Here is a 24,151-nt window from a genome sequence, read left to right as displayed (position 1 = left end):
ATTGATAACAACCACATCRAGCAGCTAATCCGGCCATGGGCGCTCGGACGCAAGAACTGGCTCTTTGCAGGGTCGTTACGCAGCGGACAACGCGCGGCTGCGCTGATGAGTTTGATCCAMTCGGCCAAGCTTAACGGGCATGATCCGTATGCTTATCTCAAGGATGTGCTGATGCGGCTGCCGACGCAGCGCGCCAGTGAGATCGCCGAGTTGTTGCCGCATAACTGGCTGCCGTTACGCAACCTGTAATGCCCGTTCGCTTACAGATCGACGAACGTCAGCGTCTTTCGGAGCAGGAGACCTTCAAGGCCTTTCTGGAAAAACTCTGCTTGCTGGACGAGAAAAAGCGCATCGATGCGCTGATCTGGCAGGAATTTTCCAGCAGCATCCGCGTGCTGCTGGATAACCAGTACGTGTTCCAGAGCTTCTGGGATCACCAGAGCGGCAAGATTGACGAAAGCACCTGGAAAGCCCGCTTCGCCAGCGGCAACACGTCGGCGTTGCTCGGCGGCCTCTACACCCTGCGCAACCAGCTCATCCACGGTGGCGCGACCTGGGGCGGTTCGGTCAACCGCGAGCAGTTGCGCGACTGCACGAACCTGCTGGGCAAGCTGGTGCCTCTGATTATTGAGTCGATGATGGATAGCCCGGACACCCTATGGGGGATGCCTGTTATCCGGTGGTGAATTAGCCTTGCACGTCAGGCGCCCGTTGCGTCATGCAGCGGGCGCCTGAACGGATTCAGTCCAGTGTCCTGAATTCTGCGTCGATGCTTTCTGCTTCGGCTCGCCATGCCTGGAAGCGCTGCTGACGTCCGCGGCCTTCATCCAGACTGCTTTGCAGTTCTTGTCGGCGGCTATTGAGCAGCAGGTAGTCGGGGAAGAACTCTTCCTTGAAGCGCTCGGAGTTCACGAGGTTGAGAAAGTCCTGACGCTGCTGTTCGAAGTTGTCGACCATTTCTGCAATAGCCTTTTTGAATGCCTCTTCGCGCTTGTACTGCTCCCAGCTATCCCAGGCTTCGAGGGCCACGCCGAGAGCGGCCAATGCCCCGTTGGCGCCTTTGGCGAACTTCACTGCGCCCCAGGGTTTGAACTTCAGATACTTGCCAATATCCATGCCTACCGTCTTGGCAATCGTAGTGATGCCATCGCGTGCGGCCAGTACCGTGGTGTTGTTGATCAGGTTGCCTTTGAGCAGGTGGTTGATGCCCTGCTTGCCCAGCGCCGAGACAGTGGTGTTGAAGTGGTTGACCTCGTTGTCGAAGCCGACCTGCATCTTTTCGACCTCGAGCGTGATCGACTGGGTCTGGCGGCTGAATTCATTCTGGAGGCGCGTGGCCAGGATAATGCCTTCAGCACCGACCTCTCGTTCGAAGAAGTCTCCGAAGGTTTCCAGGCTGCAACCCTTGGCCTGAAGAATCAGATCGGAGAAATAGCGTGTGGCGAACTCGCGCAGGTTGATGCGTGCGTCTTCGATTTGCTGCCCGGTCGCCGCCAGCTGTTTGGTCAGACGAGCATTGAGCTCGTCGAGCTTTCCGACTTCCTGGGAAACCTTCTGGTCGTTTTCGATGGCGACCGGCAACTGGTGGTTGAGCACGTCACGGATCACGCTGGCACGCATTTCGTTGGCCAGCGCGGCGCTGCCACCGTTTTGCCGGATTTTTCCAGTGGTGGCCGATTGCAGCGTGGCGATGTGCGACAGCGCCTTGAACTGTTCGAGATTGGCCAGCCAGTGATCTACCCCCAGATCGAAGGGGTTGGCCGCCACGGCGACGATGGACAGCTCCGCCGCTTCCTGATCGTTCAGTCCGACCAGTTCGCGAAGGCGACCTGTCACGTTGTTTTGCTTCACCTGCAGGTTGGCCTGGTAGTCCTGCTCGTCCTCGACGTCGGCAACTTCGTCGAAGCGACTGAGGACAAAAACGGTACGCGGCAACAGGTCCAGGGTGCGGAACAGCCAGGTGAGGTCTTCCTTGTGGCTTTCCTTGATGGGGTTGGTCGAGTTCATCACATAAAGCACCAGATGAGCTTCGCTCACGTACTTCTTGGTGATGTCCTTGTATTTCTCGATGGTGTGAGTTTCGGCATTTTCCTGCTCCTTGAAACCGAACAGCCCGGGGGTGTCGATTAGCACGAAGTCTTCGCCGACTTCGTAGACTTTCACCTCGTTGGAGGATTCCTGGTGGCTGATCTTCATGCTGGATTTGTCCAGCCTCTCCATCCACGCCGCCGCGATCGAGGTCTTGCCTTCGGAGAAGCCGCCAATCAGGGCGACCTTGAGTTTTTCTCCAGCTACGCTGTCGATGGCATTTTGCAGCTTGCCGCTCAGGACCGGGTCAATGGAAACGCCAGCCTCCACTCCCTGTCCGAGGAAACGTTGCAGCTTTCCGAGCAGATCCAGTGCGCGCGCCTGCTGGGCCTTGAAGGTGTCGAGGGTGTTTTCCATTACAGATTTCCTGCGATTTCAATTTGGCGGGAGAGGGCATTCAACTGACTGGTCGACTGGCTCAACGTCTTTACCAGTGCGACAGTCTGTTTGGAGGGGGCTTCGATGGCCTGTTCGAGCTGGCTGAATTTCTGCTGCATCTCGGGCAAGGTACCTTTCAGAGCATCGCGTAGCGATTTGCGTAACTGATCGGTGATGCTGCGCAAGTTTTCATCGACAGATTTTTTCTGTTGAGACTTCTTGTAATCCGAGTCGAAGAAGCTCCACACGGCTTTCGCAAAAGAAAAAACCAACCCTGCCAAGCCTATCGCTAGGATCCAGCCGCCCGTTCCAAGAACTGCGGCAATGGCGCCGCCTATCGTCAGGAGGAGGCTTCCCACCTTGATGCCATTATCAAGATCAAGTTTGAAGTTGAATTTTCCGTTCAACTGGGTGCTGTTGAGCTTGGCGTAAATAGCGTTCAGCTCACGGGCCTGCTTTTCGAAGCGATTCAGAATGTCTTCTACATCCTTCTGAAAGCGCTCGATTTCTTTACCCATGGCTTCTGGGAGCTGTTTGCTCAGTTGTTTTTGCTGGCTGTCAATTTTGCTCTGGAGGGCATCCTTGAACTCGTCGTTGCTGATATCGCTCTCGATAAGCGTATACATCTGCTTACGTACTTTGCTGGCGAAATCGTCGATCAGCGTTTCTCCGCAGGACTCCAGACGCTGTTTCAGGGCTTTGAAGCTACTGTTCAACTGGCTCTTGGCGCTGTCTCCGTCCTGGTGGAGTTTTTCCGATAGCTCGGCAAAGTTTCGTTGAACACCCACGAGGGTGGTGCTGGCCTGGTTTAGCGTCTCCTTGGCCTTGTTGAAGTTGGCCCGAGTGATCTTGGCTTTTCCATCGTGGATCAACTGCTCGCCCAGCTGCTTTAGAAATTCACGTATTCCGGACTTTTCCAGCAATTCGTTGGAGCTGAAGTCCGCGAGGCTCTTGCTACGATCCTTGGCGTTCTTCGAGTCCGGGACGAAGTGATCGGTCGATACCAGGAATGCAGGCCGTGCGGAGAGCGGGAAAACATCGCGGTAATGGTTGCCAAGCTGCTCGCGCATTTTTTCGTTCAGCCCGGCGAGGCTGGTGTTCTCGTCATCCGAGGTGAGCGGTCGGCCAGCCAGCGAGTGCTTGGGGTTGTTGATCTTCTTGTTGAAGATTGTCCACACCTCGGTTTGCGCTCCCAGATGTTGCTTGATCTTCTCCAGCGTGCCTTGACGCTGTTCATCGCCGGTTTGCGGCGGCGCGGGCTGATTGGTGACATAGAACACCGCGTGTGCGGTCTGGACGGCACGTTCAATCTCGCTGAGTACCAGGCCTTCCTTACCTTCGATACCGGGCACGTCCAACAGGGCGAAGGGGTAGCCGTTCAGCTCAAGGTCATAACGCTGTGTTTGACGGGTGAAGTCGGCTCTGCCGTCGCCGATGATTCCACCGTCAGCCTGCCTCTCCAGTTCAGCCAGCAGTTGTGCCAGCTGACTTTCATTTTCCAGACGCTGTTGAGCCAGGAGTTGCTGTTGTTGCGTCATCTCTGCCTGTTGCGCGACAAGCGCTGCATTGGCGCTGTCCCGTGCCATCACGATTTCGCCCAACTGCCGCTCCAGGACAAGCCGCTCCTGCTCGGCCCGCTGTTGTTCGGCGTCCAGGGTCGCGGAGGCACTGTCGCGTGTCGCAGTGGCCGCTGACAGCTTGGCAGTGGCCTGATTCAGTTCGATCTCTTCCGGCATTTTTCTGAACAGATTCAACAGCTTCTGCCAGAGAGAAGCGGTGCAAATGCGCTCGGCGAGGAGGGTTTGCAGGCGGGATACGGCCTCAATAGCGTCATGGTGCAGTTGCTCGTGCTGCTGGAGCGTTCTACCCAGTGAGTGCGCCAACTCGCCGGATCGGGCATTGGCCTGGTCGAGGGCGGCATGGGCGTCCCTGAGTGGTTGTTCGTATCGTTGCAGCGTGGCACTCAACTGCTGCGCCAGTTCGCCGAGTCGAGTTTCAGTTTGTGAGATGGCCTGTTGCAGCCGCTGCCGATTCTCTTCACTCAGACCGTGCTTGTCGCGGAGTTCGCGGAACGCTTGCTGGCTGGCCAGCTTGTCGGGCTCCTGGAGCAGAATGCGCAAGGTTTCGATGAGGGTTGACTTGCCCGCGCCGGTTTCTCCGTAGAAGGCAATGGTGAACGTGTTCCACTCAGCATTCCGTTTCAAATCGGCAAGCTGTTTGCTTAGCGCTGCTTGGTGCTCAGCGAGTAGCGTGTGTGCTTCCTTTTGCGCCTTGTCCAGGGCTTCGTCGGCGACGGGGTGGCGCAGTTTGCCTATGATGCGTGCCAGTTCGTCACTGATTCTCTGGTAAACATCGCCTGGGCTGTTCAGTTCGAGTGTCATGTCTTGTTCTTCGACGGTTCTTTCGGGCGGTGGTGTTGGCGTGAATACGTCAGTGGGGGCTTGAGCAGGCTCTGGCGAGCTGGGTTTGGACGCTTTGAAGCCTGTTTCGGCCAACACCTCGGGTAGTCGCTCCCAGTAATCAGTGTGGCCAAAGCCGTTCATCTCAATGCTGTCGAAATGCTCGACCTCGTTACGCCCTAGGCAGGTTTCCCCCCAGTTCAACAGCAGGGTCTTGTCTGCCTTGGAATAGGCATTGATTAGGCGGCCCTGGAGCAGCCCGCGCATTTGCTGCGCTTCGACGGCTGTTACTTCGACTGCGGCGGCCATCAGCAGCACATCGTTAATCGCTAGCTGCTGCCTCTTTGTGAAGGTTCTCAGGCTGCTGATGACCACCCGACCTCCGAGCGAGTGGCCGATCAGGTTGATAGTTTCAACCTGTGGGTGGTCGCGGCGCAGGTACTCGCTCAATTGCTCAAGTAGCACTGCCCCCATTCTTTCCGCCCGTGAGCGGGCGTCAGTAAAGTTGCTCCTTCGGTCCTTGGCGAAAGAACTCGCAAGGCTCCAATAAGCAGTAGGGCTCCCTGATGCCAACGTCAGTCCCGCAGTGCCAAGCGTCCAAAGCGAAGACTTGTCGAAATGTAGGTAGTGATTCGAGGGCCAAAACGCGAATATGTTAGTGAAGTTCCTAAGTTGGTCAGGAATTTTTTCGAGTAGGAGCTTTTTGTCCTCGTCGCTATGCCCAGCGCTGTAGCCGTGAATGAAGATATTGGCTTCTGTCGCGTTATGGCTGGTCCCCGGCGAAGCCTGGAAACTGAATGGTTGGTGCATGGAATCTCCTTATCCGAGGCTATAGCCAGCGCTTGGCGACCATGGCGATCAGCTGCAGGCACAAGCCCGCACAGGCGAAAACGGCAATTATCTTGGCTACGATTAGTAAGAAGCCCTGTAGATCGCTGAACAGAACACCCACGACTATGCCCAGACCGGCGATCAGTGCCGCGATCAGCAAGAGGCCAATGTAAGGACGCAGTAACCGTGATGCGGCTCCTCGTTCGATGAGGCTTACAAGGGCGCCTAGCGCGATGAGAAATATGACGATGCCAACCACAATGGCCATGATTTATCTGTCGGTACCTTGATTGTGTTTTTTGCAAGAGGGTTCGTTCTGGGGCTGCCGAGTCGAGTTGTTGTGATGCACGACTGATTCATTCACCGTTCGCCTGGTTCACTGTGCGTACAGCGCTTCCAGCCTGGCAGCTTTTTGCCGAACCGTCTGAATCCACGACTCTGGCTCATGCACCCGCACGTTTTCTCCAAGCCCGAATACCCACCAAAGCGTCTCCTGATCGTCCGGCACCGTAGCGCGCAGGCGTTTCCAGTCGCTGCCGTCTAGGGCTTCTAGGCTTTGCTGCGCGCTCAGAGGGGTTTCGCTAAGTAGCCAGGCGATTGGCGGTGACACGTCGGCGATCAGCTCCACCTGTTCGATAGGGGCGTCGGCATTGAGGTGCTGGCGGATGTAATGGTCGATCTCGAAGTCGGGGTGTTCGCGGGCCTCGGTGTCGAGGCAATCTGCATGGCGGATGCGATGCAGGGCGAACTGGCGCAGGTCGTCGTAGCCATCGACGGTGCCGATCAGGTAGCCAATGGACTGCCGAGAGACTAGGCCGGCGGGGTGGACCAGCAGCGTCTTGACCTCGCCCTTGCTGCGGCTGAGGTAGTCGATATTCAACTGGCGGGCCGCCAGCAGTGCACTGGAGACTGCCCGCCAGGCGTCGGCGTCGACCTGGGCTGGCTGCAGGGCCTTGCCGTTGGGGTGTGTGCGAACGCGTCGGGCCCAGTGGGCCAGATCGTTCTGGCCGAGGTTGCCGAGATAGTTACGCGCCTTGTTGAACTGCGGCATTAGCAGGTCCAGCACGCTCTGTGGCAGCAAGCTGCGTAGGTGGCTCTCCGCTAAGTAGAGGGCCAGCGCGGTAGAGGGGTCCATGTCGCGCAGGTCTAGCGGTGTGCCTTTCGTGTAGCTCCATTCATTGCGCCCACCCTTCTTGTTGCTGGTCAGCGAGAAGGGGGCGGAAAGCCGGTTCAGATCGCGCTGTACAGTGCGGAGCTCCACCCTGTAGCCACGGTCGTGCAGCTTTTCGAGCAGCGTCTGGGAGGAAATGTAGCGCGGGAATTCGGGGATCAGGCGCAATAGGGTCTGTTGCCTGAGGAGGGTGTCCTTGGCTTCGGACATAACTACTTCCTTGTCATCTTTAACTGGAGTGAGGTTTGTTAGCATCACTTATGTAGCGAATTTACTCCAAATAGATGGCATTTTGATATGGTCCTGATATGCAGCGACTCTTCTCGACCGAGCGGTGCAGCCGTTAGGCGCGAATCGGGGCGGATGGAAGAGATCGTACCTGGTGGAGGCGTCAAATTCTGTCGCTGGTAATGTGGACGAGGCTCGGGCAGTCCGCCTCGGCTCGGTTCGGCGCCACGGTATCAAGGCCGTAAGGTATCTCGTCAAGGTGCTTAGCACCTGCGCTTGAGGCATAGAGGAGGCGTTGTTTGCGGATGGGCATCCTCTGACAGTCGGGTATGCCGCAGGCCAATATGTAGTGATCTAGTGATCCCGGACACCGATTAAGGCGAAAATCTTCGCTGTCAAAGAGGTGTCTGATGAGCAAGCAATGACGTATGTTTTCCACCGAGTTCAAGCGAGAGGCGGCAGCCCTGATGCTGGATCAGGGCTACAGCCATATCGAGGCTTGCCGTTCGTTGGGCGTCGTGGAATTGGCCTTGCGCCGTTGGGTGAAACAACTCCAAGACGAGCACCATGGCGTTATCCCGAAGAGCAGAAGCTCCAGGAGCTGGAGGCTCGGATCAACCGGCTGGAACGGGAGAAAGCGATCCTAAAAAAGGCTACCGCTCTCTTGATATCGGACGAACTCAATCGTACGCGCTTATAGACCAGTCGAGTGAGTAGGCGTCGGTGGAAGTGGTCTGATCAGCTTTCTATGTGGCGCGGTTTTGCTACTACGCCCACCGTCTTCGACGTCGCCGAAGACATCGACACCCCGGCTAACGTCTCGCGGGTGGATACGGTGACCCAGGCCAATAGCGTCGCTGAGCTGATTCGGATGCTGCTCGCCCTGCGCACTCTGAGGTTCGCCTACGACCTGCTGCCCAATCCGGATAACTTCGAGGCCTGGCATACCCACAGCGGTGGTGTTACCGAAACCCTCGAAAGCCTGCGGCGCAGCGTGGTTGAGGATGGCGCGCTCGCCTCGCAAGCCGCGTGTGGCGCTACCGAGCGCGTTCGTGAAATGGCCGAGTCGACTGTGAAAACCACTCGCAGAGTGGATGGAGCTACGCTGGATCTTGTGCAGTTAGGTGAGGACCTGCAGCAGATGACACGGCAGTTCCGTAACGTTGATTAGGTAAGTTCAGAGTGCTGCGTTCGCCGGTTCAATCCTCGACCGGAAGCGGACCATGGTTCGTTTGTTAAGAACGAACCATTGTCGACAGCAGTGAGCTGAGATCCTCAGATTTGGCGCTATTTCTTATAGGTAACATGGATGCTCGACGCGAAGAGGTTCTTGGCAATTTCGTAGTCGGGATTCCATGTGGCGATGTTGTGGGCGGCTATTGCGATGCCTGATAGGGCTCCCAGGAGGCCTGTTACCCCCCCGGCAACCGATGCGCCTGCAGCGGCAATGCGACCGAATGTATATATGCGACACCTGAGGTCCTGGGATTCAATCAGTCGCTCTAGGGTTTCGACGGTTGAGTGGAATTTTATTGATTCAATATTTGCCAGAGTGAAGCTTTCTTTCTTTTTGATTTTTTCAATAATTTTTTCGTTCGAGATTTCATTTATGTTGTAGACGTTAATGTCCATAGAGTACCGCCTTGATGATTTTGAGGGGCTGGGTTCGAAAAGTGACAAAAAAAGAAAGCGATGACAGGGACACTACATCCCTGTCATCGAGCTTTGTTTATGGTTCTTTCCCTTTCTTGCAACGGTGGGCCCACTCTTCAAGTGCGTCGTACATGATGGGAGCTTCCTGGCCGTTCTGTTTCCGGAAGGCAGCAGCCCATTTGTCTACACAGGCAGAAACCTCTGGATCGTCTTGTTCATCAGGCGAGTCCGCAACCTTCAAGGCGGCTGCCATCTCACCGCCATTCTCGGGGCCGGTTCCTTTCAAATAGGCAACAATGCGACCGTCTTTGGCGTTTCCTAGATAATATCCGCGCACTAAAACTATCGGCGTCTTGTCTTGTTGCTTTATCTGACCGGCATATTCACCGGTAGAGTAATAAAGGCCGCTGGGGTTTTGCCCTTGATATTCGCAGACACCTTGTTTGCAGAAGACCACTTCACGAGTTTCAAGGACATGGATTTGGCCATTGTCCATCTTGTAAGGAAGTCTCGCGGGGATGTCTGGTGTCGAGCAGTCGAGCCAGAACTTGTTTTGCTGGCTTTGCGGGCACTCCTCTACCTCCGGAGCCTGCCATGCTGCTGCAGCTGCGGCATAAGCGCCGGTAGTTAGGCTAAGCAGCGAGACTATTAATAGCTTCTTTGGCATATGACCATTTCCTTGTGAGCTGGCGGGAAGCAGGGGGCTTTCCTTTGGAAGGTAACGAGACACTACCAAAACGGTAGTATTTGGTGAAGTACCAACATGCACGATGCTGTTTTTGCAGCGAGATGGTGTGGATGTCGGTCCTGGGGCTTCGAATCAAGCAGGCGCGTATGCGCGTTGGGCTTTCGCAGGAGCGCCTCGGTCTGGAGGCTGGTTTGGATGCAATGTCCGCTAGCACACGCATGAATCGCTACGAGCTAGGGAAGCGCATCCCTACACCAGATTTCGTTGAGCGCTTGGGAGTGGTGCTCAACACCCCAGCTGCCTACTTCTATTGCGTAGATGAAGAGGAGGCTGAGCTTTTGATTAAATTTCATCGATTAGACGCTTCGCGCCGGGCACAGCTGCTGCAAGCTCTAGACGCGTTGCTCGACTTGGATCTTTGAGACGTAGATCGCTAGTTCACTCGCCCGCTGACCACTACCCACACCAGCACGAACACCAAAAGTAGCGGCCAGAAGCGCAGCATCAGAAACAGCACTGCGATGGCAACCGCACAGCTGGCCAGAACGCCGACAAAGACGAATAGCGAACCAATCAAACGCACCAGGTACATGGTGCGATCCTCCTTTCAGGTTTAATGGGTGACGCCACGGATGTCACTCTGCGGCGTTTTGGGTTCGGGCGTTGGTGCGGGCTTTCAGCAGCGTTGAGAGGGTGGGTTTCGACGCGGCGGGTAGTTCCGCTACTGGAGCCACCAAAGGGGGCGACTCCGGGAAGAACTCCTCGGTGATCACCGCCGTTTCCTCATCGCTGTCTTCGAAGGTGCCATTGGCAAATCCCTGCCGTGCGGTGGCATCCAGGGCCGCCTGGTCGAAGCCTGAGGCCTGACGTGTTTCATCGAGTTCCCGGGCCTGCAGCAGTGCTTCCTCCATCGACAGGCCACTGCGCACAGTGATGTCGACGTAGAAGATCGGCGAGCCGTGGCTTTGTCGGGTGGACTTGCCGCGCAGGCGTAGCTCCAGTGGCAGGCACGCCAGGCGGTTKCCGGAAATCGCCTGCAGGTACTGCAACCGGGCCGTGAGGGTTCGGATGCTGTTGAAGCCGGTAGTGCGGAACACGAAGCTGCCCAGTGGATCCTCATCGCCGATGGCGACGTTGAGGCGACCGTAGGGCTTGCAGGCACCGCCTTTGGCCAACGGACAGCCATCCGGCGAAGGGCAGGGCAGCGAGGCGATACCGTCCTGGCTGCGACGCTTGCAGGTCTCGCCATTGCCGACACACAGCGGCCGCCCGGATTGTCGATCGAACAGGCAGTACTCGGCGCGGAAGTTCAGCTCCGGCGCGTTGAACAGCAGGCGGATCGGAATACTTCGGATCTTGCCGCCCTGCGCTTTACGCAGTTCCTCGTCCAGGGGATGGGGCAACCAGCCATCGCGCAACTGCACCTGCGAGGTGAGGGTGAATTGGTCGTCCTTCTCCGGCAGTCGTTTGCCGTTCTTCTCGACGACCTTGCCGATGGAAATCCKTCCGAGCACCGGCGGGGTAATGGCCAAGCCTTTGAGCATGGTGGTTCTCCAGTRGATGAATAAAATAGTCCACCCCGGCCAGGGGAGACGCCGGGGTGATCAAGGGGGGAATCGAATTCAGGTAATCAGGAAGCGTCGGCTGCCGACCTTGGTGGTGGGGTAGCGCGTCAGCAGGTAGGGCTTTTCCTTGAGCAGTAGGGGCACATCGAGCACTACGCTGTCCTTAGCCTTGCGCCAGGACGCCGCGCCGTTGGCGAATAGGGCCCGGCTGGCTCCGCCCATGGCCTGCTGCAACTGTTGCTTCAGCTCGGCTTCGCGCTTGTTCTGCACCTCCAGGTCGGCGCGTACTACCTGCAGTTCATCAAAGGCGGCTGACAACAGCGGATCCTGGGTAAARTCCAGGGTGTGACCCTGGTCCTCMGGGTASAGGCAGCGCAGGGCYTGCTCCGCCGAGTCGGARCCATCCGKCGGCGGTGGCGTATCGCGTTTCACGTAGCCCCAGAAGTCGCGCTCTAGCTCGATCAACCGACCAATGAGCTCCTCGTCGCGTTCGATGCGATGGATCTCCAGGTGCTGRCCACCGAGCARCACGGCTACGTCRGCYGYCTGCTTGCCGGTGACCGCCAACTGGTGCATGACCTGCAGTTGCACGTACACCGGTACACCTTCTTTCCAGAGGCGTGCGCCGTTGATGCCGGCGGTCTTGCACTCAAGGATCTGTACGCCGTTGGCGCCGATCACCTCGCGGTCGATGTTGGCCTGCATCCAGTCCAATTTCGGATCCGGATGCTGGAGCACGGCGTTGATTCGCCGCACCCGGTTGCCGGATCGGCGCGCATAGTGGTTGGCGACAATGGGTTCGAGGATGTTGCCCCAGTAGGTCGGGCTTTCTTCGTCGTGAGGATCGCTCTTGGGCAGTCCGGCATCGCGGCCGGTCTTTTCCAGCCACAGCTCCAACTGCGACTTGTAGGGGTTGAGACCGACTGCAGCCGCGGCGTCAGAGCTGCCGATCCCGTGCTTGCGTACGGCCAGCCAGTCGTCGCGGGACAGGTCCTTGGTACCTACCAGACGCAGGGCAGGGCGCTGTCGTGTTCTGTTGGGCGTGGAATGAGCATGGGGCATGAGGTTTTCTCCAGGCATATAAATGCCCGACCGCAGAACCGGTCGGGCACGGGGGGGAGGGGCGAAGAGGGATAACGAGAAGAGGGAACTACTGTCAGGCCACCAACTGCAGGGCTGCTTCTAGGGCGCGTTGCTTGATCACCGCCCCTTGGCCGAACCAGGCCGAGTCCATACGGTATTCATTGCTGCGTGCGCGTCGCTCGTGGTCTACGTACTCGGTGACGGCATTGAGCAGACCCCAAGCGGTGCCGTTGGCAGCCTCCAACTGCGAACCACGACCGCGGCCTTCGTACAGGCTTTGCACCCGACGCAGCGCACGCTCGTTCGGCAGGGCATCCGGTAACGGATTGTTGGGCTGGGCGTCGCAGAGCACTTGCATGAAATAACCCATGGCTTCGTGCCACTGCACTTTGCGCTCGGCGAGATGACGCATGCGGTACATGAACTCGTCCCATTGCGAGACGGCGATGCCCAGTTGCTTTTTCACCACCTGCGCATCGAAGCGGGTGCTGTGTGGCACCTTGATGGCCCGAGTAGCGCCATCGACRGCGATGGTCAGGGTGTTGTTGCATACCACCCGCACGGTGGTYGGCGTCGCYGTRGTGGCCAGGGTGCCGTCGCARGAGGTGGCCARCAGCAGGTAGCCGTTGACCAGGTCGTTGCCCTTCAGCAAGGTGTTTTGCCCAGTGCGTGCCAGTGCCCAGAACTTGCGACCGCCCTTGAGCACACCGGCGGTTTCCAACTCGTAGCCGGAGACTTGGGTGAGGTCGCGGTAGAACTCCAAGACGTCCCGCGGCTGTACCACTTGGTAGCGCTGGGAGACCACCGAGAGCGGTGCCTTAGTGTCGGAGCGGTAGAGCACCTTCTGCTCGGGGAAAGAATGGATGCTGCCGAGGTGGCCGACCGCGTCCGCTTTGAAGTGGACTGGGCTTTCTTGAATCTGCCAATCCATCCCAGCTTCGCGTTGCCAGACCTCCAGGGGTTGTTGCGGAGACAGCCGGCTACCCAGACCGTGCCACGGGGCTTCGCCGACATACGCCATACGTTCTACGAGGTGAGCCATGGTGAGTTTCCTTTGAGCAATAGCCGGCATAGAGCGCTGCGCGAAGCGCAGCACCGGCGAAAAGATGGATGGGAGAAGGGAAGGGGGAGGCCGATCAGGTCGGCAGGTTGAAGCGATAGTCGCAATTCAGGCAGCGGTTGTTGGCGAGCACATGGCGATCCAGCTGTTCGCCGAGTTGAGCGCCAAGGGCGCAGCCGCCGACGCCTCCAGTCAATCCGCCGAGGATGGCGCCGGAGAGCAAGCCGAGAGTCATTCCAACAGGGCCGGCAGCAGCGCTAACCGTAGTGCCGTTTTGGCTGCTCGAGAGCACGGAGGAGGTACCCCGGGCGACGCCACCGATAGCACCAAAAATGGCGCCGATCTTCGTGGCAGGGCGGAGAGAGTCAATCTGGGTCGAGCTACAGCGAGGGCACTGCAATGACATGGACGAATACCTTTAGGGCCGGAATGTCATGGCAATGATGTAGGGCTGGAGTTTTTTTGAGTCTGTTTTGTTTCCGGTCAACTGGGATTTTTATTCCATTTCGTTCTGATTTTTATTCCTTATAGGCTCTCGCTGCTGGATTACCCTATTTCATACAGTGGAAATCTGCCGAGAGAACTAACTAGACACCCAGAGAACTAACTCCTCCTGCTCGCCATCCCGAACGCACGCACATGCACACGCGAGGCGAGCTGTAAAAGTCCCCCGAAGCAGAATCGCTTTGCGGCCACAGACGATGGTTCTAGAGTTCGCTTGGTAAGCGAATAAGCGAAAAGAGTTTGGTATGGAAAAATATAAAATTCTTCGGTTGAAGCAGGTCTCTGCGCTAATAGGCCTATCTCGCTCGACGATCTATGATCGCATGAATCCATTATCTCCTCGTTACGACGAGAAGTTCCCTCGGCCAATTAAGATTGGGAAGTCTGCTGTTGGGTGGTTGGAATCAAGCCTGAACGAGTGGATTGAGCTGATGGTGAAGAAGAGTCAGGAAGGCGGTATGGTTGTTTGAATTTGTAACTAACTTTTGCTGGGGTTCATTCTGAATTTTTTCCGAAATTTCGTTTGTTCTCTGAGTTATTTATGATTTTAAAGGTTCTCTTATTTTTGGTTTATATGTTATTGGGTTTTATTTGATGCTGTTGTGATATTGGGTGGTGCTGTATGGACTTGTATGATGATGTGTGGTGTTGGGATATTTGCGATGATGATGTGGATGGTGCTTATAAAGAAAGGGAGATTGATATCATCTGTGATGAATATGGAGAGGAGGTCAGCGTTTGCTGGCCCGATAGACTACTATACAAAACTACAAAGAGGATAATGGCCGCGGTCAGTGTTCTAGAAACTCAGAGAGGAGAGATATTTCATAGTGGCGTTTTTGATCGTCGTGAAAAGAGGTTTTTAAGTAAAAAGGCGGAGCTGGTTGTTTCTGCGAGTTTGGTCGACTTTGGTGAGATCGAGCGATCATTAGAGGTGTTCAAATTGTGTCCTTATGTGGTTGTGTTTCTGGAATGCTCGAAGTTGTTTCGACTTCGAAATCCATATACCGCTCGAGGGTCTGATCTGATTTGTTGTTTGGAGGAGTTGAAGGGGTTTTCAAATATGGTGCGTAATGTGATTCTGAGTAAAAAATTTAAATCTCGGATTTCTAACCACGTGCGATCATCAAATAAAAATTTGAGAAGCTTTAGGGAATACATAAGAGGGCTGTTTTGTGTGTACTCCCGGCTGTTGGTTGTTAGAGTTGATCTGGGATATAGAAGAAGCTTCATCGAGTCGCTTGAAACCGCTAAAAAGGATAGGGCAACGAGACTTCGCTATGTTGCGGGTGTTTTAACTTCGCATCGTGAAAAATTCTTTAGGAGTCTGCAGCGATTGGAAGCGCTTGCTATGGTTGGGTACATCTGGAAAATTGAGTACGGGATTGAGAAGGGCTATCATTTTCATGTAATGCTATTTTTCAATGGATCCCAAGTTAGGCAGGATGTGACTATAGCTAAAAACATATGTGATTTTTGGAATAAAACTGTAACTGGCGGCGAGGGGGTAAGTTTTAATTGCAATAGAAACAAAAGTTCTTACAAACATTGCTGCATCGGTATGGTGTCTCATGACGATGCCTCTGCGATTCAGGGGTTCAAACATGCTGCAGTTTATTTGACAAAGCTAGATAGAGTTATTTCAGTGTTTTTTCCAGATGATAGGCGGATTTTTGGAAAGGGAGTACTTCCTAAAGGTGGAAAGAAAAAAATTGGCAGGCCAAGGAGGTCGTCCAAGGTAACGGATGAATGTTAAAGGTGACTCCAGCGTTGATCGGTTGTGCCAAGGGGAAGTTATTTTTCTGATCGGATCTCTTTTGTCCATTTTATTAAAAGTCTTTTTGACCCTGCGTGCATAATTCTTTTTTTATCCTCGTGGCTCATCTGGATTTTTGGCAAGACTAATTCTACGGCCGCTGATGCGGTATGCGGTTCTGTTAACGGTAAGTCCTGGAGTTGCTCGGTAAGCTTATCCTTTATGGGCTTATAGTAAGTTTCGTAGCGAGCCAATCCACCGAGGGAGGATGTTTCGGTTCGAGTTTTTTTGTCTTCACGATATGGCCTCTGGTCTCCCCAGTAGAGCATGCATACAGCTAGATGAAGCACCGGATCAAAAAAGTTGTTCGAGGGAGGAGGACTTAGCAGAAGTTTGAGTGACTGGCAGATGGCCGCTCCGGCGTTTATGATGTGTATGAAATTTGTTGCGTTGTTTTCACTTAGTTTTAAGTGTTTTTTTAATTTTCTAGCTGTTTTCTGTTCGGGGTCTGATAGTTCACCTAAGAATATTATAAATATTCGTGATATTTCTCTTTCTGTAAGGTTTCTAGATATTATAAAGAAGCGTTTTAGTACTAGTTGGATTGAGCTATCAATAGCAGCTTCTTGGGTAAGTTTGCTGAGGAATTTTGCGGACTCTAAGGTGTGTGGCTCTCTTCGTTTGTCAATCAGCCCTTGGGATTTTTCATGATCCAAAATGGTTTCTAGTTCAGTTTTTTCCAATGAGGGCTTTATTGGTATTTTAAGGGTAATATTGTCACCTGATATTTTCAAGTATTTTCCACTTATGTGGCTTTTATTGGGTTGTATGTTCATTGGTATTTTCTTGCTCGGTGAGTTGAGGCGAGTCTAGCATTGGATTTTTACTTGTGTAAGTTGGTTTTTTGTATGTCCATAGGTTGAGTTATCTGAGCTCTAATTTCGATGTTTTATACGCTGGCAGAGCGCATGCTTGGTATTAGGCATTTCTTACGTGTTTTACTTTGTTTTTTTGGCGTGACTAAAGCAGAACTCTACTATCTCTAGTGATATTTCTAGTGCGGGCATTATGCGGCGCCAGTGCGTCTCGGATCACCTGGCCTGGCGGAGGCACGTCTACGCAAAAGCCCGCACCTGGCGGGCTTCTTTGCAAAAGGATGACTTAATACTCGTAGACCGGCTTCGGTTCCTCGTCCTTGGTCCAGCCGAGGGTATAAACGGAAAGAGGATAGCCCGATTCGTCCCTGCCATCTGCGGTAGAAACGAGCACCCAGCCGTCTGCGAGATGAGCGTTCACGCTTTCGAGGTCGTTGCTGGAACCGTTGCGGACTTTCTTAACGGTGGACAGATCAAACTGGGACATGCTGACTCCTTGGCTTAGGGTGGAGACTTTTAGTCTGGCAGTTGGCCATGATTCATCAAGCCACTGTGGCCTAGCCCGGTGCGCCTTTTTATGTCCCTTTTGCCAACCCAGTCCCGTTGTGCTATGGCCGTTGCCTGCCTCTCAGTATCGCGCCGATTGGTGCACGATTGGTTGACCCTTGCTGCGTCGTCTTGTACTAAGGCTAATCGTTGAATATTTCCTTGCCCCAGTGATGATGCAACCCCTCTGGTACCTGCCCCTCAGTGAAGAGTTCGGTAAAGCCTTGGTCTGCGGAGTGCCGCTCGACTCGGAACAGCCGTGCCGCTATGAAATGGCGGCGATTATCTACCTGCTCCAACTGCCAAAACTGATGAAGCGGCCTGAATCACCGCTGGAGATGGAGCGTATTTTTGCCAGACTGCTCGCACACCCTAGCGATCTCCTGGCATCGGTACTAGCCAAGTCGTACAGCCGGGATGCATTCGCAGCCGGCTTGCTGATTGCGCCCACCGTGGGTATTGGCCTTATCGATCAGGATGCGGTGACACTACGCCAATATGCCCACAGCGACGGCTCATGGAATTTCGATTTCGCCAGAGCCTATGGCCGGCCCTCTCGTGCGACCAAGCACGATCACATTCGATCTGATGGAAAGGTCATTCATTTGAGTGATCCGCAGCACCGACTGATCGAAACCATCCGTGCTAACCCGGACGACTCCATCGAGACCCAGGCCTATGCCGGCTCGGGCAAGACCTTCGTTCTGAAGGAAATCGGCAGCATCCTGCACGATAAAAAGTGCCTCTTCTTGGCAGACGTAGAGAGCAAGCTGTGGCCGGTCATTAACCAATTCTCGCAGCAGAAGATCCGGGCACTGACCTTCTTCAAGCTGGCCATCCTAATGCTATCTCGTGGCAATCGCCTGCTGGAGGAGAAAATCAAGGCGGCCGCTAACCGGCGCTTCTCTGATGAAAGCGTGGCGGAGCGACTGAACATCTCTTCTCTGGGCAACATGAGTGGTCAGCAGATTGTTCGTGCGTTGCGTCCAGCGATAAACAAATTCTGTCTTTCCAGTGACACGGACATTAGCGCGCGGCACTTGCCCCTCCCTCTACTGGCGTCCCTCTCTCCAGCACAGCAGCAGCTGCTGGTTGCACTTGCCAATCAGCTCTGGTCAGCAATGATCGATCTCGAGCGCCAGGATCTGGCCATCCCGGTCACCGGTTGGCACCGATTGAAGCAGATTGCCCTGATGGGGCTCCACATCCCAGCTTCATGCCAGGTAGTGATCATCGACGAGGGACATGATCTGATCAGTCCTTTGATTGAAATTCTCGACCGCTCCCCGCAAGTAGTAATCACCTTGGGCGATCAGTTTCAGAACCTCCAAGGCCGCTACGTTTCTCATGCCGCCAAAATTCGCCATCGAGAGATGACGCTGTCGCTGCGGGCGGGTCCACAGATTGCTGATTACCTGAATCCACTGATCGACACTTACCCTGACGCCCGGGTCGAGCCTTTTATTGGCAATGTCGAGAAGGAAACGCTGACCGCTGAGTATCCAGCAGAGCAGTTTCCGCCGGAACCCTCGGCAATTTTGGTAGCAGATGAGTGGGGCGTGTTCGATTGGCTGATCCGCAATCGATACCTGGGCGCAGGAGCCGCGGTAGCTCGCAGCGTGGATCTCGGGACCTTCATGGAGGACTGCCTCAGCCTTTACACCGGGCTAGCAACTCCGCAACACACGAAGCTTGCAGGCTATCGATCTTGGGGTGAATTGCGCACCGGAATGGTTTGGAATCACGCCTTCCTGCGAGTCGAGGAATGGTTGGAAAAGGTCGGGACCAAGTTTGGGGTTTCTGGCCTTTACAACGGAGCCGATCTAGACGAACTCGGAGGGGGCGTTCCAAACCGGCACTTGATCGTAACGGTAGCCTCCGCAAAGAACTTTGAGCTACCTAGGGTAGCCATTTCCGAAGATCTTTATTACTTCGAAGACTTGCGCGGCAAACGCGAAATGTCGCGAAAGCTAGCGCTGCTTTATACAGCGATAACTCGCTGCTCCGGAAAGATCTTCTTCCCCAGCACGCATCCCGATTGGATCAACTGTGTCATGCAGTCCAGGCATTGAGAACTATTTATCGTGTCATCCTCGATGACCTCCGGTGCCTCGTTTACCTGATAAGTATAGGTATTGGACGTGGTCTCCTGTGCGGGCATTAGCCAACAACACTCGGGGATACTCCTTAGTACAGGCGTCGAGACTCGGACTGCGAGCGGTCACAACGCCCGCTTTGGGTTTTGGGTTTAACCTCGGCCGTCAAGGGGGTGCCTCTCTCGATCGTCCCACCGGCTACACCTTACAAGTAGCGAAACCGTTAAGCTGTATTTTGAATTTCAACCTTGGGCACAGTCAGCATGACTCAACGTTCTGCACCTTCGCTTCTGTCACTTCCGGACCTTATTGTCGCGCGTAACACCGGTGGAGAAGTGCACGGCACCGGAGTTGAGGCAGAGGCCGATCGCTTACTGATCAGTGATCGTTTCTGTGAGGCTGCGGAGGTCTATCAATCGCTTGATCTAATTGACATGAATCGAAGGGAGAAGCTTGCCTACAGTCTTTACTACGCCGGTCAGAATGACTTCTATCGGGATCTGGGAACTGAGATCGAGCAAGCAACTCCGTGGGGGCTAGCCCTACACCTGTGGGCTTTTATAGCGAAGCGCTTCAGATCAGATGAGACTGCAGATATCCGGGCGGAAAAGCTCGCCCAGCTTCTTCAAGCTATTTTGAAGCTCGAAGGATGGTCCAGACTCCGTGAATTTTTGATCGCCGGCTGTTGGTTTCAGTCGCTTCAACTAGCTCACGAAACTTCAGCTATGAGATCAATCCAGTCCAAGGCATCTATTGCGCTAGAAGCGTCTGATTCGAAGCTCCATGCTTCTCTTGAGCTGTGTGCGCGCCTCTTCAATTTTTACCGTGATCGTACAAATCCTCAGGTCAAGGCCCTGGAAAAGCTGGTCGCCTCCATTCACGCAGACGATACGCCGGTGCTGTCTGTGCTTTATTGCGCGGCGATGACAATCGGGGATATCCAGCAGGCGAGATCGGCCATTTCTGTTCTGTGTCAGCGCTACAAGGATCATCAGCTCCTTGAGTCGACAGTTTCTGCGATCTCTGCTGAGGCAGGCCGACCGGAGTTCCTTGAATTTTTGCCTACGGAGCTGAAGGGCATTAGCTTGAGTCGTCCGGAAATTCGATTGCTTATCGCCCTGACTAACCACGACCATAGTGGGGTACTGGCTATTGCGCAGGATATGCCCGCAGGTGGGCCTGCTGAGAGCGTGTTGGGTCTTCCCCGCATTGCGGAGCCTGTATTCGACTTCCTATTTTCCGGGTGGACGGACCACGTCGGTAGCTGGGGTGGCTCTTCTCCCTGGGAAGCGATTTTCGGTGATCGCCTCTTCAGAGCCTTGCCACCTGGCGCCCTTCGAAACACCTTTCTTCAAGGTTGCAGGAACTTCATGGAAGATGAGGAGTTGGACTCGCACGCCCGGGAGCTGTGCGACTTGTTTGAATCGTCTTTATCGACTGACGACTTCTACTGGATTCTAAGGCCTGAGTGTCTTCAGCTAGTGGACGCTGCATCAGTGACGAACTACCTCATAAAAACTGCATCCGAAGAGAGCAAGTTCTCTCCTTTCGATGGCTTCGAAGTCGAAATTCCCTGGTATCGCTTTGTCCCGGAAATAAAGGAAAAGCTCCGTGCTCTCCAGCCAAATGCGAGAGCAGTTGTTGAGGCTGTGCTGGGTAAATGGGAAGTGCCACTCCGGCCCACCTTGCAACAGCGCCTTGCCGGCAATGGTCTCCCCGAAGTGCTTGATGATCCCTTGAGGCAGCTTGGGGCTGTAATTACTGATCTGGATGGAAACGACCTAGCGTACTTGCAGTTGGCGCTGATGAAGCTTACTGCGAGGGTTGCGGAGCGTATTTCTCCGGCTGCGGCAAATGAGGTTACTGTCCTTGCTTACAATGACTTCATCAGCCCCAACTACCTCACTGAATATGGTGAGGGGCGAATCCGTACCCTGACCAGCCGCTACGGTGCTGCACGGTTCATGCAAGGCCTAGAGGCCCTGATGAACAGTCCTGATTTTGATCCCGAAGCTGACAGCCAGATCCCGGCATTGTCAAAAATGCTAGTGACGTTGCAAGGTTCGCTTCAGGTGAGGCGAGCTTACCTTGCTGGCGTTCTCCGCAATCGCCTCAAAAACCTCAACTCACACTGGCTCGATCAGCAGGTGGTGGAGGCAATGGCCCGCGGAGTGGATATCGAGCAGATGATCGACTTGGCCAAGGGGGTGACCTCTTGGGACGGATGGAGTGATGGACTCGCCAGCCTCGAGCCCTACTGAACGACGCATTGTCATATTGTTGCGGTCTGGCGACGCCGGGAGATCTTTGAGAGCCGACATGAAGCTACGTACTGAGAGTTATTTGTTCTAGGTGCTGGCCTAGAGTCTGCCACGCTTCCGCCATTTCTTTGGCGTAGCTATGTCGCTGGTAGGTGCGCTTAACCTTGTTTTCCTCGGTGTGGTTAAGGCAGCGCTCAGCGACTTCTGGAAGGACACCAAGGGCCGTCATGATCGTGGCACCAGTGCGCCTAAGATCATGTGGCGTCCACTTTCCTCCAGGGAGGAGTAGAGCCTGAGCATTGGCGCTTCTGTTGCTCAGAATCCCTTGATCTGGCAGACGCTGCCTATCGCCAAGCTGCTTGGTCACCGTCTTTGAGCAGACAGGGCCGCTATTTTGAGTGTTGGGATAGCACCATTCGCTGGCAGAGCTGAATGCCATGACGGCCTTGAATTGCTGAATTGCGAATGGTGAGAGGGTTACGTTGTGGGCCTTGCCGTTTTTGCTTTGCTCTGCGGGTATGTGCCAGTTGCCTTTGATGAGGTCGACGTTCTCCCATCGGGCATTCAGCAGCTCGCCGATGCGGCAGCAGGTAGACAAAGCAATCCAAATTGCAGCTTCTGACGAGGGGAGTAGGCCGGCTTGAGGAGTGAGCCTTGCTAATGCGCGGATTTCTTCCTCGCTCAAGACGCGATCTCGCTCGACGTCCTTGCCGCCAATTTTGGCTTTGCGAATGCTCGCAGTCGGATCGTGGTCAATTAGATCCCGGTCTACGGCGAATCGGAACATCTGGCGCATCAGGCTGAAGATCATCTTCGCCATCCGATTGACGCCACGAGCGAGCAGGGCGTCCGTTACCTCGGTGATGTGACCTTTTTTCACATCTTCGACGGCCATTTTGCCGAGGAAAGGCAGAACATCTTTCTCCAACATGCGGCGGACTTCTGCGCCGCCGTCCTTGCGGTTGATCAGGTCGACCTTGGCCCAGTGGTCGAACAGATGCTGGACGGTTTTTCTGGCGGCTTGTCGGGCTAGGGCCGCCTCCAATTCAGTTTTCTCTGCGGCGGCCCGTGCAAGCTCAGCATCGCGGGCCGCCACACGAGAGGCTTCCGCGGCCTCTAGATGTTCCTTTATATCTCTGACGCCTGACTTGTGAAGCCCGGCAAGCTCTTTAGCCCGCTGACCTGCTTCAGCGAGTGTCATTGTGCCTTCGCTGCCATCGCGACTGTAGGTGCCAATGGGGAAGGTGATGCGCTCACTGCTGTTGTTGGTATAGCGGAAATAGAAGAGGCGTTCACCGCTTGGAGTGATACGGGCTACCAGGCTGCCGTGCCCCCAGATGGCGACCTCGCTCAGCCACTTGTCGCTCGTACCTGGTTTAGCCGTCATCTGGCGGTCTGTGATCTTGGCCATCTGGTCAGTTTTCCCGTTGCCAATTGGTTGCCAATTGAGATTGTCTGGTTGCCAATTCGTTGCCAATTGAGATCGGCTTTCGTCGCATGGCTTCGGACAATTTTGGACGGGAAAACTTCTGTATGCCAGTCATTTCAATGGGTTAAGCTTTTTGTATCGAACTGGCTTAGATTCCGTTGGAAAGGTTTTTACCTGCATGGGGTGCAAGGGGTAGAGTGTTCGAATAACTCCGTCCCGACCAAATTTGAAAAGGCCGGTTCAGCAATGAACCGGCCTTTTTGCATCTCTCTTCCCTCAAAAACTTCCTATATCGACCGCCGGCTCGGCGCGTCCCTCAGTGGCCAATCATCCTGCACCGCCAGGAAGGTTGGTAGGTCTCGTCGCGCTATCCAGATTTCCCCTTGCCACTTGATGACGCCGATGCGTTGGTCGGCCCGGGTCATGAAGGCTCGCTGAGGGTTGCTATCGGGGATGTGCTGGGAGTCGTGGAGGGTAGGGAGGACTTCGTCGCTGAGCCATTTGGCGATGTTGCGGTGTTCGGGGTGCCAGAAGCGGTAGAGGGCTTTGTAGGTGCCGGATTTGCTGATGAATTCCACTTCTTCGCGGAAGTCGCTGTGGTATTCCAGGATGACGGCGCGTTTCTGCTCCGGGTCCATGCGCTTTGGCGGGCGGTAGGGGGCTGGTGTTGATCAGGTCTGCGAAGTCGTGGTCGACAAACCAGGGTTGGTGGTCGATCGGGACGGCGCGCAGTTGATAGGTGTGGCGTTGAAAAACGACAGGCTTGTAGGCGTCTTGCATGGCGATGCTCCATCTACGAGGTTGGGGAGTCGCCACACGTCGTCGCTATTCGAAGGGTGGCGGACCGCGCAGGGTTAGCGAGCCGGGAGATGGGGCCGGCAGACCCGAGGGTCTCCCCATGCGATCCGCCATAGAGCCAGTAGTGAATACTACAGGCGTGAAAGGGCCTACAGGAAATAGTCGCTGTTTCCCGCATGCGCCTTCAGCGCAATCGCACCGTCTCTCAAGTCGCTAAACCTGGCCACGGGATTGACCGTAACGGGCGGAGGATGGCAGAGGGCTTTCCGGGGGCGGCAACCTGCAAAGCGCGTAGGAATCCGGGACGTGCGCAAATGTGGAGGTTTGGCGGCGCCTTCTTTATGTAAGCGGCACGAAGCTGCTGTGTGGCTGCTGCCGATGCGCCTGGTTGGGATACAGTTGCAGGAAGGTATCGCTTCTATATAGAAGAGGGGAGTCTCCCTTTGTCATCTTTCTGCAAAAAAGTCGTTGACGGCCAATTTAAACTCCCTATAATGCGCACCACTCCCAGCGACGAAGCGCTGAAAGAACTTGAAAATCAAGTACTTACAGAGATTCTAGGTTGGGAGTGGTGATCAGGCGGGTGATTCACTTGCCGCTCTTCATTAGCTGCTCCGGCAGCGAGCTGAAAAGAAGGTCGCCGAGGTGCTTGACAGTGAGTTTGATCGCTGTAGAATGCGCCTCCCGCTGATGAGAGGTTTGACTTCTCGGAAGCCCAAGCGATTGAGTAGAAAAGAAATTT

General features: G+C 54.9%; 23 protein-coding genes and 2 pseudogenes. 10 read left to right on the top strand and 15 right to left on the bottom strand.

The genetic code is table 11. From position 1 onward, the window contains the following. A partial coding sequence (locus tag A6723_RS24425; RefSeq protein WP_139093049.1) for a transposase domain-containing protein occupies positions 1-249 on the top strand: 249 nt, incomplete at its 5' end. Between the two features lie 17 nt (positions 250-266). Beyond that, positions 267-691 (top strand): annotated as a pseudogene (locus tag A6723_RS24420) (hypothetical protein); the annotation flags it as partial. A gap of 50 nt (positions 692-741) precedes the next feature. Here A6723_RS24420 and A6723_RS24415 read toward each other — a convergent pair. From A6723_RS24415 to A6723_RS24400, 4 genes are all read right to left on the bottom strand, one after another. Next, complete coding sequence (locus A6723_RS24415) at positions 742-2,445, bottom strand: LeoA/HP0731 family dynamin-like GTPase (RefSeq protein ID WP_054910783.1); 1,704 nt, start codon at positions 2,443-2,445, stop codon at positions 742-744. Further along, a complete protein-coding gene (locus A6723_RS24410) occupies positions 2,445-5,675 on the bottom strand; it encodes a DUF726 domain-containing protein (protein WP_054910782.1) in 3,231 nt (1,076 codons plus the stop codon). Before A6723_RS24410 ends, A6723_RS24415 begins: the two co-directional genes overlap by 1 nt. A 19-nt stretch (positions 5,676-5,694) precedes the next feature. Continuing rightward, on the bottom strand, positions 5,695-5,964 hold the full coding sequence (locus A6723_RS24405) for a hypothetical protein (RefSeq protein ID WP_054910781.1): 270 nt from the start codon (positions 5,962-5,964) through the stop codon (positions 5,695-5,697). Between the two features lie 108 nt (positions 5,965-6,072). Further along, entirely contained in the window at positions 6,073-7,077 is a 1,005-nt protein-coding gene (locus A6723_RS24400; RefSeq protein WP_054910780.1) for a YafY family protein, read from the bottom strand. A gap of 446 nt (positions 7,078-7,523) precedes the next feature. On the opposite strand from A6723_RS24400, the pseudogene A6723_RS24395 reads away from it, so the two are divergent. Then, a pseudogene (locus A6723_RS24395) lies at positions 7,524-7,830 on the top strand (transposase); the annotation flags it as partial. Positions 7,831-7,843: 13 nt separating this feature from the next. After that, a complete protein-coding gene (locus A6723_RS32720) occupies positions 7,844-8,266 on the top strand; it encodes a hypothetical protein (protein ID WP_054910779.1) in 423 nt (140 codons plus the stop codon). A 116-nt stretch (positions 8,267-8,382) separates the two neighbouring features. On the opposite strand, the gene A6723_RS24385 is transcribed toward A6723_RS32720, so the two are convergent. Further along, positions 8,383-8,727, bottom strand: a complete 345-nt coding sequence (locus A6723_RS24385) for a hypothetical protein (RefSeq protein ID WP_054910778.1) — start codon at positions 8,725-8,727, stop codon at positions 8,383-8,385. Between the two features lie 97 nt (positions 8,728-8,824). Beyond that, positions 8,825-9,415, bottom strand: a complete 591-nt coding sequence (locus tag A6723_RS24380; RefSeq protein WP_054910777.1) for a hypothetical protein — start codon at positions 9,413-9,415, stop codon at positions 8,825-8,827. Positions 9,416-9,498: 83 nt separating this feature from the next. On the opposite strand from A6723_RS24380, the gene A6723_RS24375 reads away from it, so the two are divergent. Beyond that, positions 9,499-9,858 (top strand): helix-turn-helix domain-containing protein, encoded by a 360-nt coding sequence (locus tag A6723_RS24375; protein ID WP_256235597.1) that lies wholly within the window; start codon positions 9,499-9,501, stop codon positions 9,856-9,858. A gap of 11 nt (positions 9,859-9,869) precedes the next feature. On the opposite strand, the gene A6723_RS32205 is transcribed toward A6723_RS24375, so the two are convergent. From A6723_RS32205 to A6723_RS24355, 5 genes are all read right to left on the bottom strand, one after another. Beyond that, positions 9,870-10,028, bottom strand: a complete 159-nt coding sequence (locus A6723_RS32205) for a hypothetical protein (protein WP_175405581.1) — start codon at positions 10,026-10,028, stop codon at positions 9,870-9,872. A 43-nt stretch (positions 10,029-10,071) separates the two neighbouring features. Further along, positions 10,072-10,980 carry a hypothetical protein gene (locus A6723_RS24370; protein WP_054910776.1) on the bottom strand — a complete coding sequence of 303 codons (909 nt, stop codon included), beginning with the start codon at positions 10,978-10,980 and terminating at the stop codon, positions 10,072-10,074. A 78-nt stretch (positions 10,981-11,058) separates the two neighbouring features. After that, entirely contained in the window at positions 11,059-12,063 is a 1,005-nt protein-coding gene (locus tag A6723_RS24365; protein WP_065348207.1) for a YqaJ viral recombinase family protein, read from the bottom strand. A gap of 94 nt (positions 12,064-12,157) precedes the next feature. After that, positions 12,158-13,126, bottom strand: a complete 969-nt coding sequence (locus A6723_RS24360) for a DUF932 domain-containing protein (protein WP_054910774.1) — start codon at positions 13,124-13,126, stop codon at positions 12,158-12,160. 94 nt (positions 13,127-13,220) lie between these two features. Continuing rightward, positions 13,221-13,550, bottom strand: coding sequence for a hypothetical protein (locus A6723_RS24355; RefSeq protein ID WP_054910773.1), 330 nt, complete (start codon positions 13,548-13,550; stop codon positions 13,221-13,223). A gap of 343 nt (positions 13,551-13,893) precedes the next feature. Here A6723_RS24355 and A6723_RS24350 point away from each other — a divergent pair, with 343 nt between their 5' ends. Together A6723_RS24350 and A6723_RS31475 are read left to right on the top strand one after the other, a co-directional pair. Then, entirely contained in the window at positions 13,894-14,118 is a 225-nt protein-coding gene (locus A6723_RS24350) for an AlpA family transcriptional regulator (RefSeq protein ID WP_054910772.1), read from the top strand. A 152-nt stretch (positions 14,119-14,270) separates the two neighbouring features. Then, positions 14,271-15,404: an inovirus-type Gp2 protein gene (locus A6723_RS31475; RefSeq protein ID WP_082450887.1), complete on the top strand. Its 1,134-nt coding sequence runs from the start codon at positions 14,271-14,273 to the stop codon at positions 15,402-15,404. A gap of 38 nt (positions 15,405-15,442) precedes the next feature. On the opposite strand, the gene A6723_RS31860 is transcribed toward A6723_RS31475, so the two are convergent. Further along, the gene (locus A6723_RS31860) at positions 15,443-16,240 is read right to left on the bottom strand and encodes a hypothetical protein (RefSeq protein WP_139093048.1); all 798 of its coding nucleotides are present in this window, start codon (positions 16,238-16,240) and stop codon (positions 15,443-15,445) included. Positions 16,241-16,565: 325 nt separating this feature from the next. Continuing rightward, on the bottom strand, positions 16,566-16,766 hold the full coding sequence (locus A6723_RS24345) for a hypothetical protein (RefSeq protein WP_054910771.1): 201 nt from the start codon (positions 16,764-16,766) through the stop codon (positions 16,566-16,568). A gap of 178 nt (positions 16,767-16,944) precedes the next feature. Between A6723_RS24345 and A6723_RS24340 the strand changes: the two genes are divergently transcribed. Beyond that, entirely contained in the window at positions 16,945-18,897 is a 1,953-nt protein-coding gene (locus tag A6723_RS24340) for a hypothetical protein (protein WP_256235591.1), read from the top strand. 287 nt (positions 18,898-19,184) lie between these two features. Next, positions 19,185-21,182, top strand: coding sequence for a hypothetical protein (locus tag A6723_RS24335; protein ID WP_139093047.1), 1,998 nt, complete (start codon positions 19,185-19,187; stop codon positions 21,180-21,182). 64 nt (positions 21,183-21,246) lie between these two features. Here the strand turns inward: A6723_RS24335 and A6723_RS24330 are convergent, their stop codons facing one another. Together A6723_RS24330 and A6723_RS24325 are read right to left on the bottom strand one after the other, a co-directional pair. Beyond that, positions 21,247-22,593 carry a site-specific integrase gene (locus A6723_RS24330; protein WP_054910768.1) on the bottom strand — a complete coding sequence of 449 codons (1,347 nt, stop codon included), beginning with the start codon at positions 22,591-22,593 and terminating at the stop codon, positions 21,247-21,249. A gap of 305 nt (positions 22,594-22,898) precedes the next feature. After that, positions 22,899-23,249 (bottom strand): hypothetical protein, encoded by a 351-nt coding sequence (locus A6723_RS24325; RefSeq protein ID WP_256235587.1) that lies wholly within the window; start codon positions 23,247-23,249, stop codon positions 22,899-22,901. A gap of 525 nt (positions 23,250-23,774) precedes the next feature. Between A6723_RS24325 and A6723_RS31855 the strand changes: the two genes are divergently transcribed. Next, the gene (locus tag A6723_RS31855) at positions 23,775-23,984 is read left to right on the top strand and encodes a hypothetical protein (RefSeq protein WP_139093046.1); all 210 of its coding nucleotides are present in this window, start codon (positions 23,775-23,777) and stop codon (positions 23,982-23,984) included. Positions 23,985-24,151 lie beyond the last annotated feature (167 nt).

Origin of the sequence: Pseudomonas sp. AU11447, from assembly GCF_001672555.2 — a bacterium.
GTDB classification, from domain to species: Bacteria; Pseudomonadota; Gammaproteobacteria; order Pseudomonadales; family Pseudomonadaceae; genus Pseudomonas; species Pseudomonas nitroreducens.
The sequence above is the reverse complement of the archived record's forward strand: the minus strand, read 5'-3'. Positions and strand labels throughout refer to the sequence as shown.

What these genes read in the sequence shown, in the direction of transcription:
- A6723_RS24325 (WP_256235587.1), bottom strand. Translation starts at nt 23,249, where the DNA reads ATGGACCCGGAGCAGAAACGCGCCGTCATCCTGGAATACCACAGCGAC.
- A6723_RS24355 (WP_054910773.1), bottom strand. Translation starts at nt 13,550, where the DNA reads ATGTCATTGCAGTGCCCTCGCTGTAGCTCGACCCAGATTGACTCTCTC.
- A6723_RS32720 (WP_054910779.1), top strand. Translation starts at nt 7,844, where the DNA reads ATGTGGCGCGGTTTTGCTACTACGCCCACCGTCTTCGACGTCGCCGAA.
- A6723_RS24410 (WP_054910782.1), bottom strand. Translation starts at nt 5,675, where the DNA reads ATGCACCAACCATTCAGTTTCCAGGCTTCGCCGGGGACCAGCCATAAC.
- A6723_RS24400 (WP_054910780.1), bottom strand. Translation starts at nt 7,077, where the DNA reads ATGTCCGAAGCCAAGGACACCCTCCTCAGGCAACAGACCCTATTGCGC.
- A6723_RS24335 (WP_139093047.1), top strand. Translation starts at nt 19,185, where the DNA reads ATGACTCAACGTTCTGCACCTTCGCTTCTGTCACTTCCGGACCTTATT.
- A6723_RS24345 (WP_054910771.1), bottom strand. Translation starts at nt 16,766, where the DNA reads ATGTCCCAGTTTGATCTGTCCACCGTTAAGAAAGTCCGCAACGGTTCC.
- A6723_RS24330 (WP_054910768.1), bottom strand. Translation starts at nt 22,593, where the DNA reads ATGGCCAAGATCACAGACCGCCAGATGACGGCTAAACCAGGTACGAGC.
- A6723_RS32205 (WP_175405581.1), bottom strand. Translation starts at nt 10,028, where the DNA reads ATGTACCTGGTGCGTTTGATTGGTTCGCTATTCGTCTTTGTCGGCGTT.
- A6723_RS24405 (WP_054910781.1), bottom strand. Translation starts at nt 5,964, where the DNA reads ATGGCCATTGTGGTTGGCATCGTCATATTTCTCATCGCGCTAGGCGCC.
- A6723_RS24380 (WP_054910777.1), bottom strand. Translation starts at nt 9,415, where the DNA reads ATGCCAAAGAAGCTATTAATAGTCTCGCTGCTTAGCCTAACTACCGGC.
- A6723_RS24350 (WP_054910772.1), top strand. Translation starts at nt 13,894, where the DNA reads ATGGAAAAATATAAAATTCTTCGGTTGAAGCAGGTCTCTGCGCTAATA.
- A6723_RS31475 (WP_082450887.1), top strand. Translation starts at nt 14,271, where the DNA reads ATGGACTTGTATGATGATGTGTGGTGTTGGGATATTTGCGATGATGAT.
- A6723_RS24415 (WP_054910783.1), bottom strand. Translation starts at nt 2,445, where the DNA reads ATGGAAAACACCCTCGACACCTTCAAGGCCCAGCAGGCGCGCGCACTG.
- A6723_RS24385 (WP_054910778.1), bottom strand. Translation starts at nt 8,727, where the DNA reads ATGGACATTAACGTCTACAACATAAATGAAATCTCGAACGAAAAAATT.
- A6723_RS31860 (WP_139093048.1), bottom strand. Translation starts at nt 16,240, where the DNA reads ATGAACATACAACCCAATAAAAGCCACATAAGTGGAAAATACTTGAAA.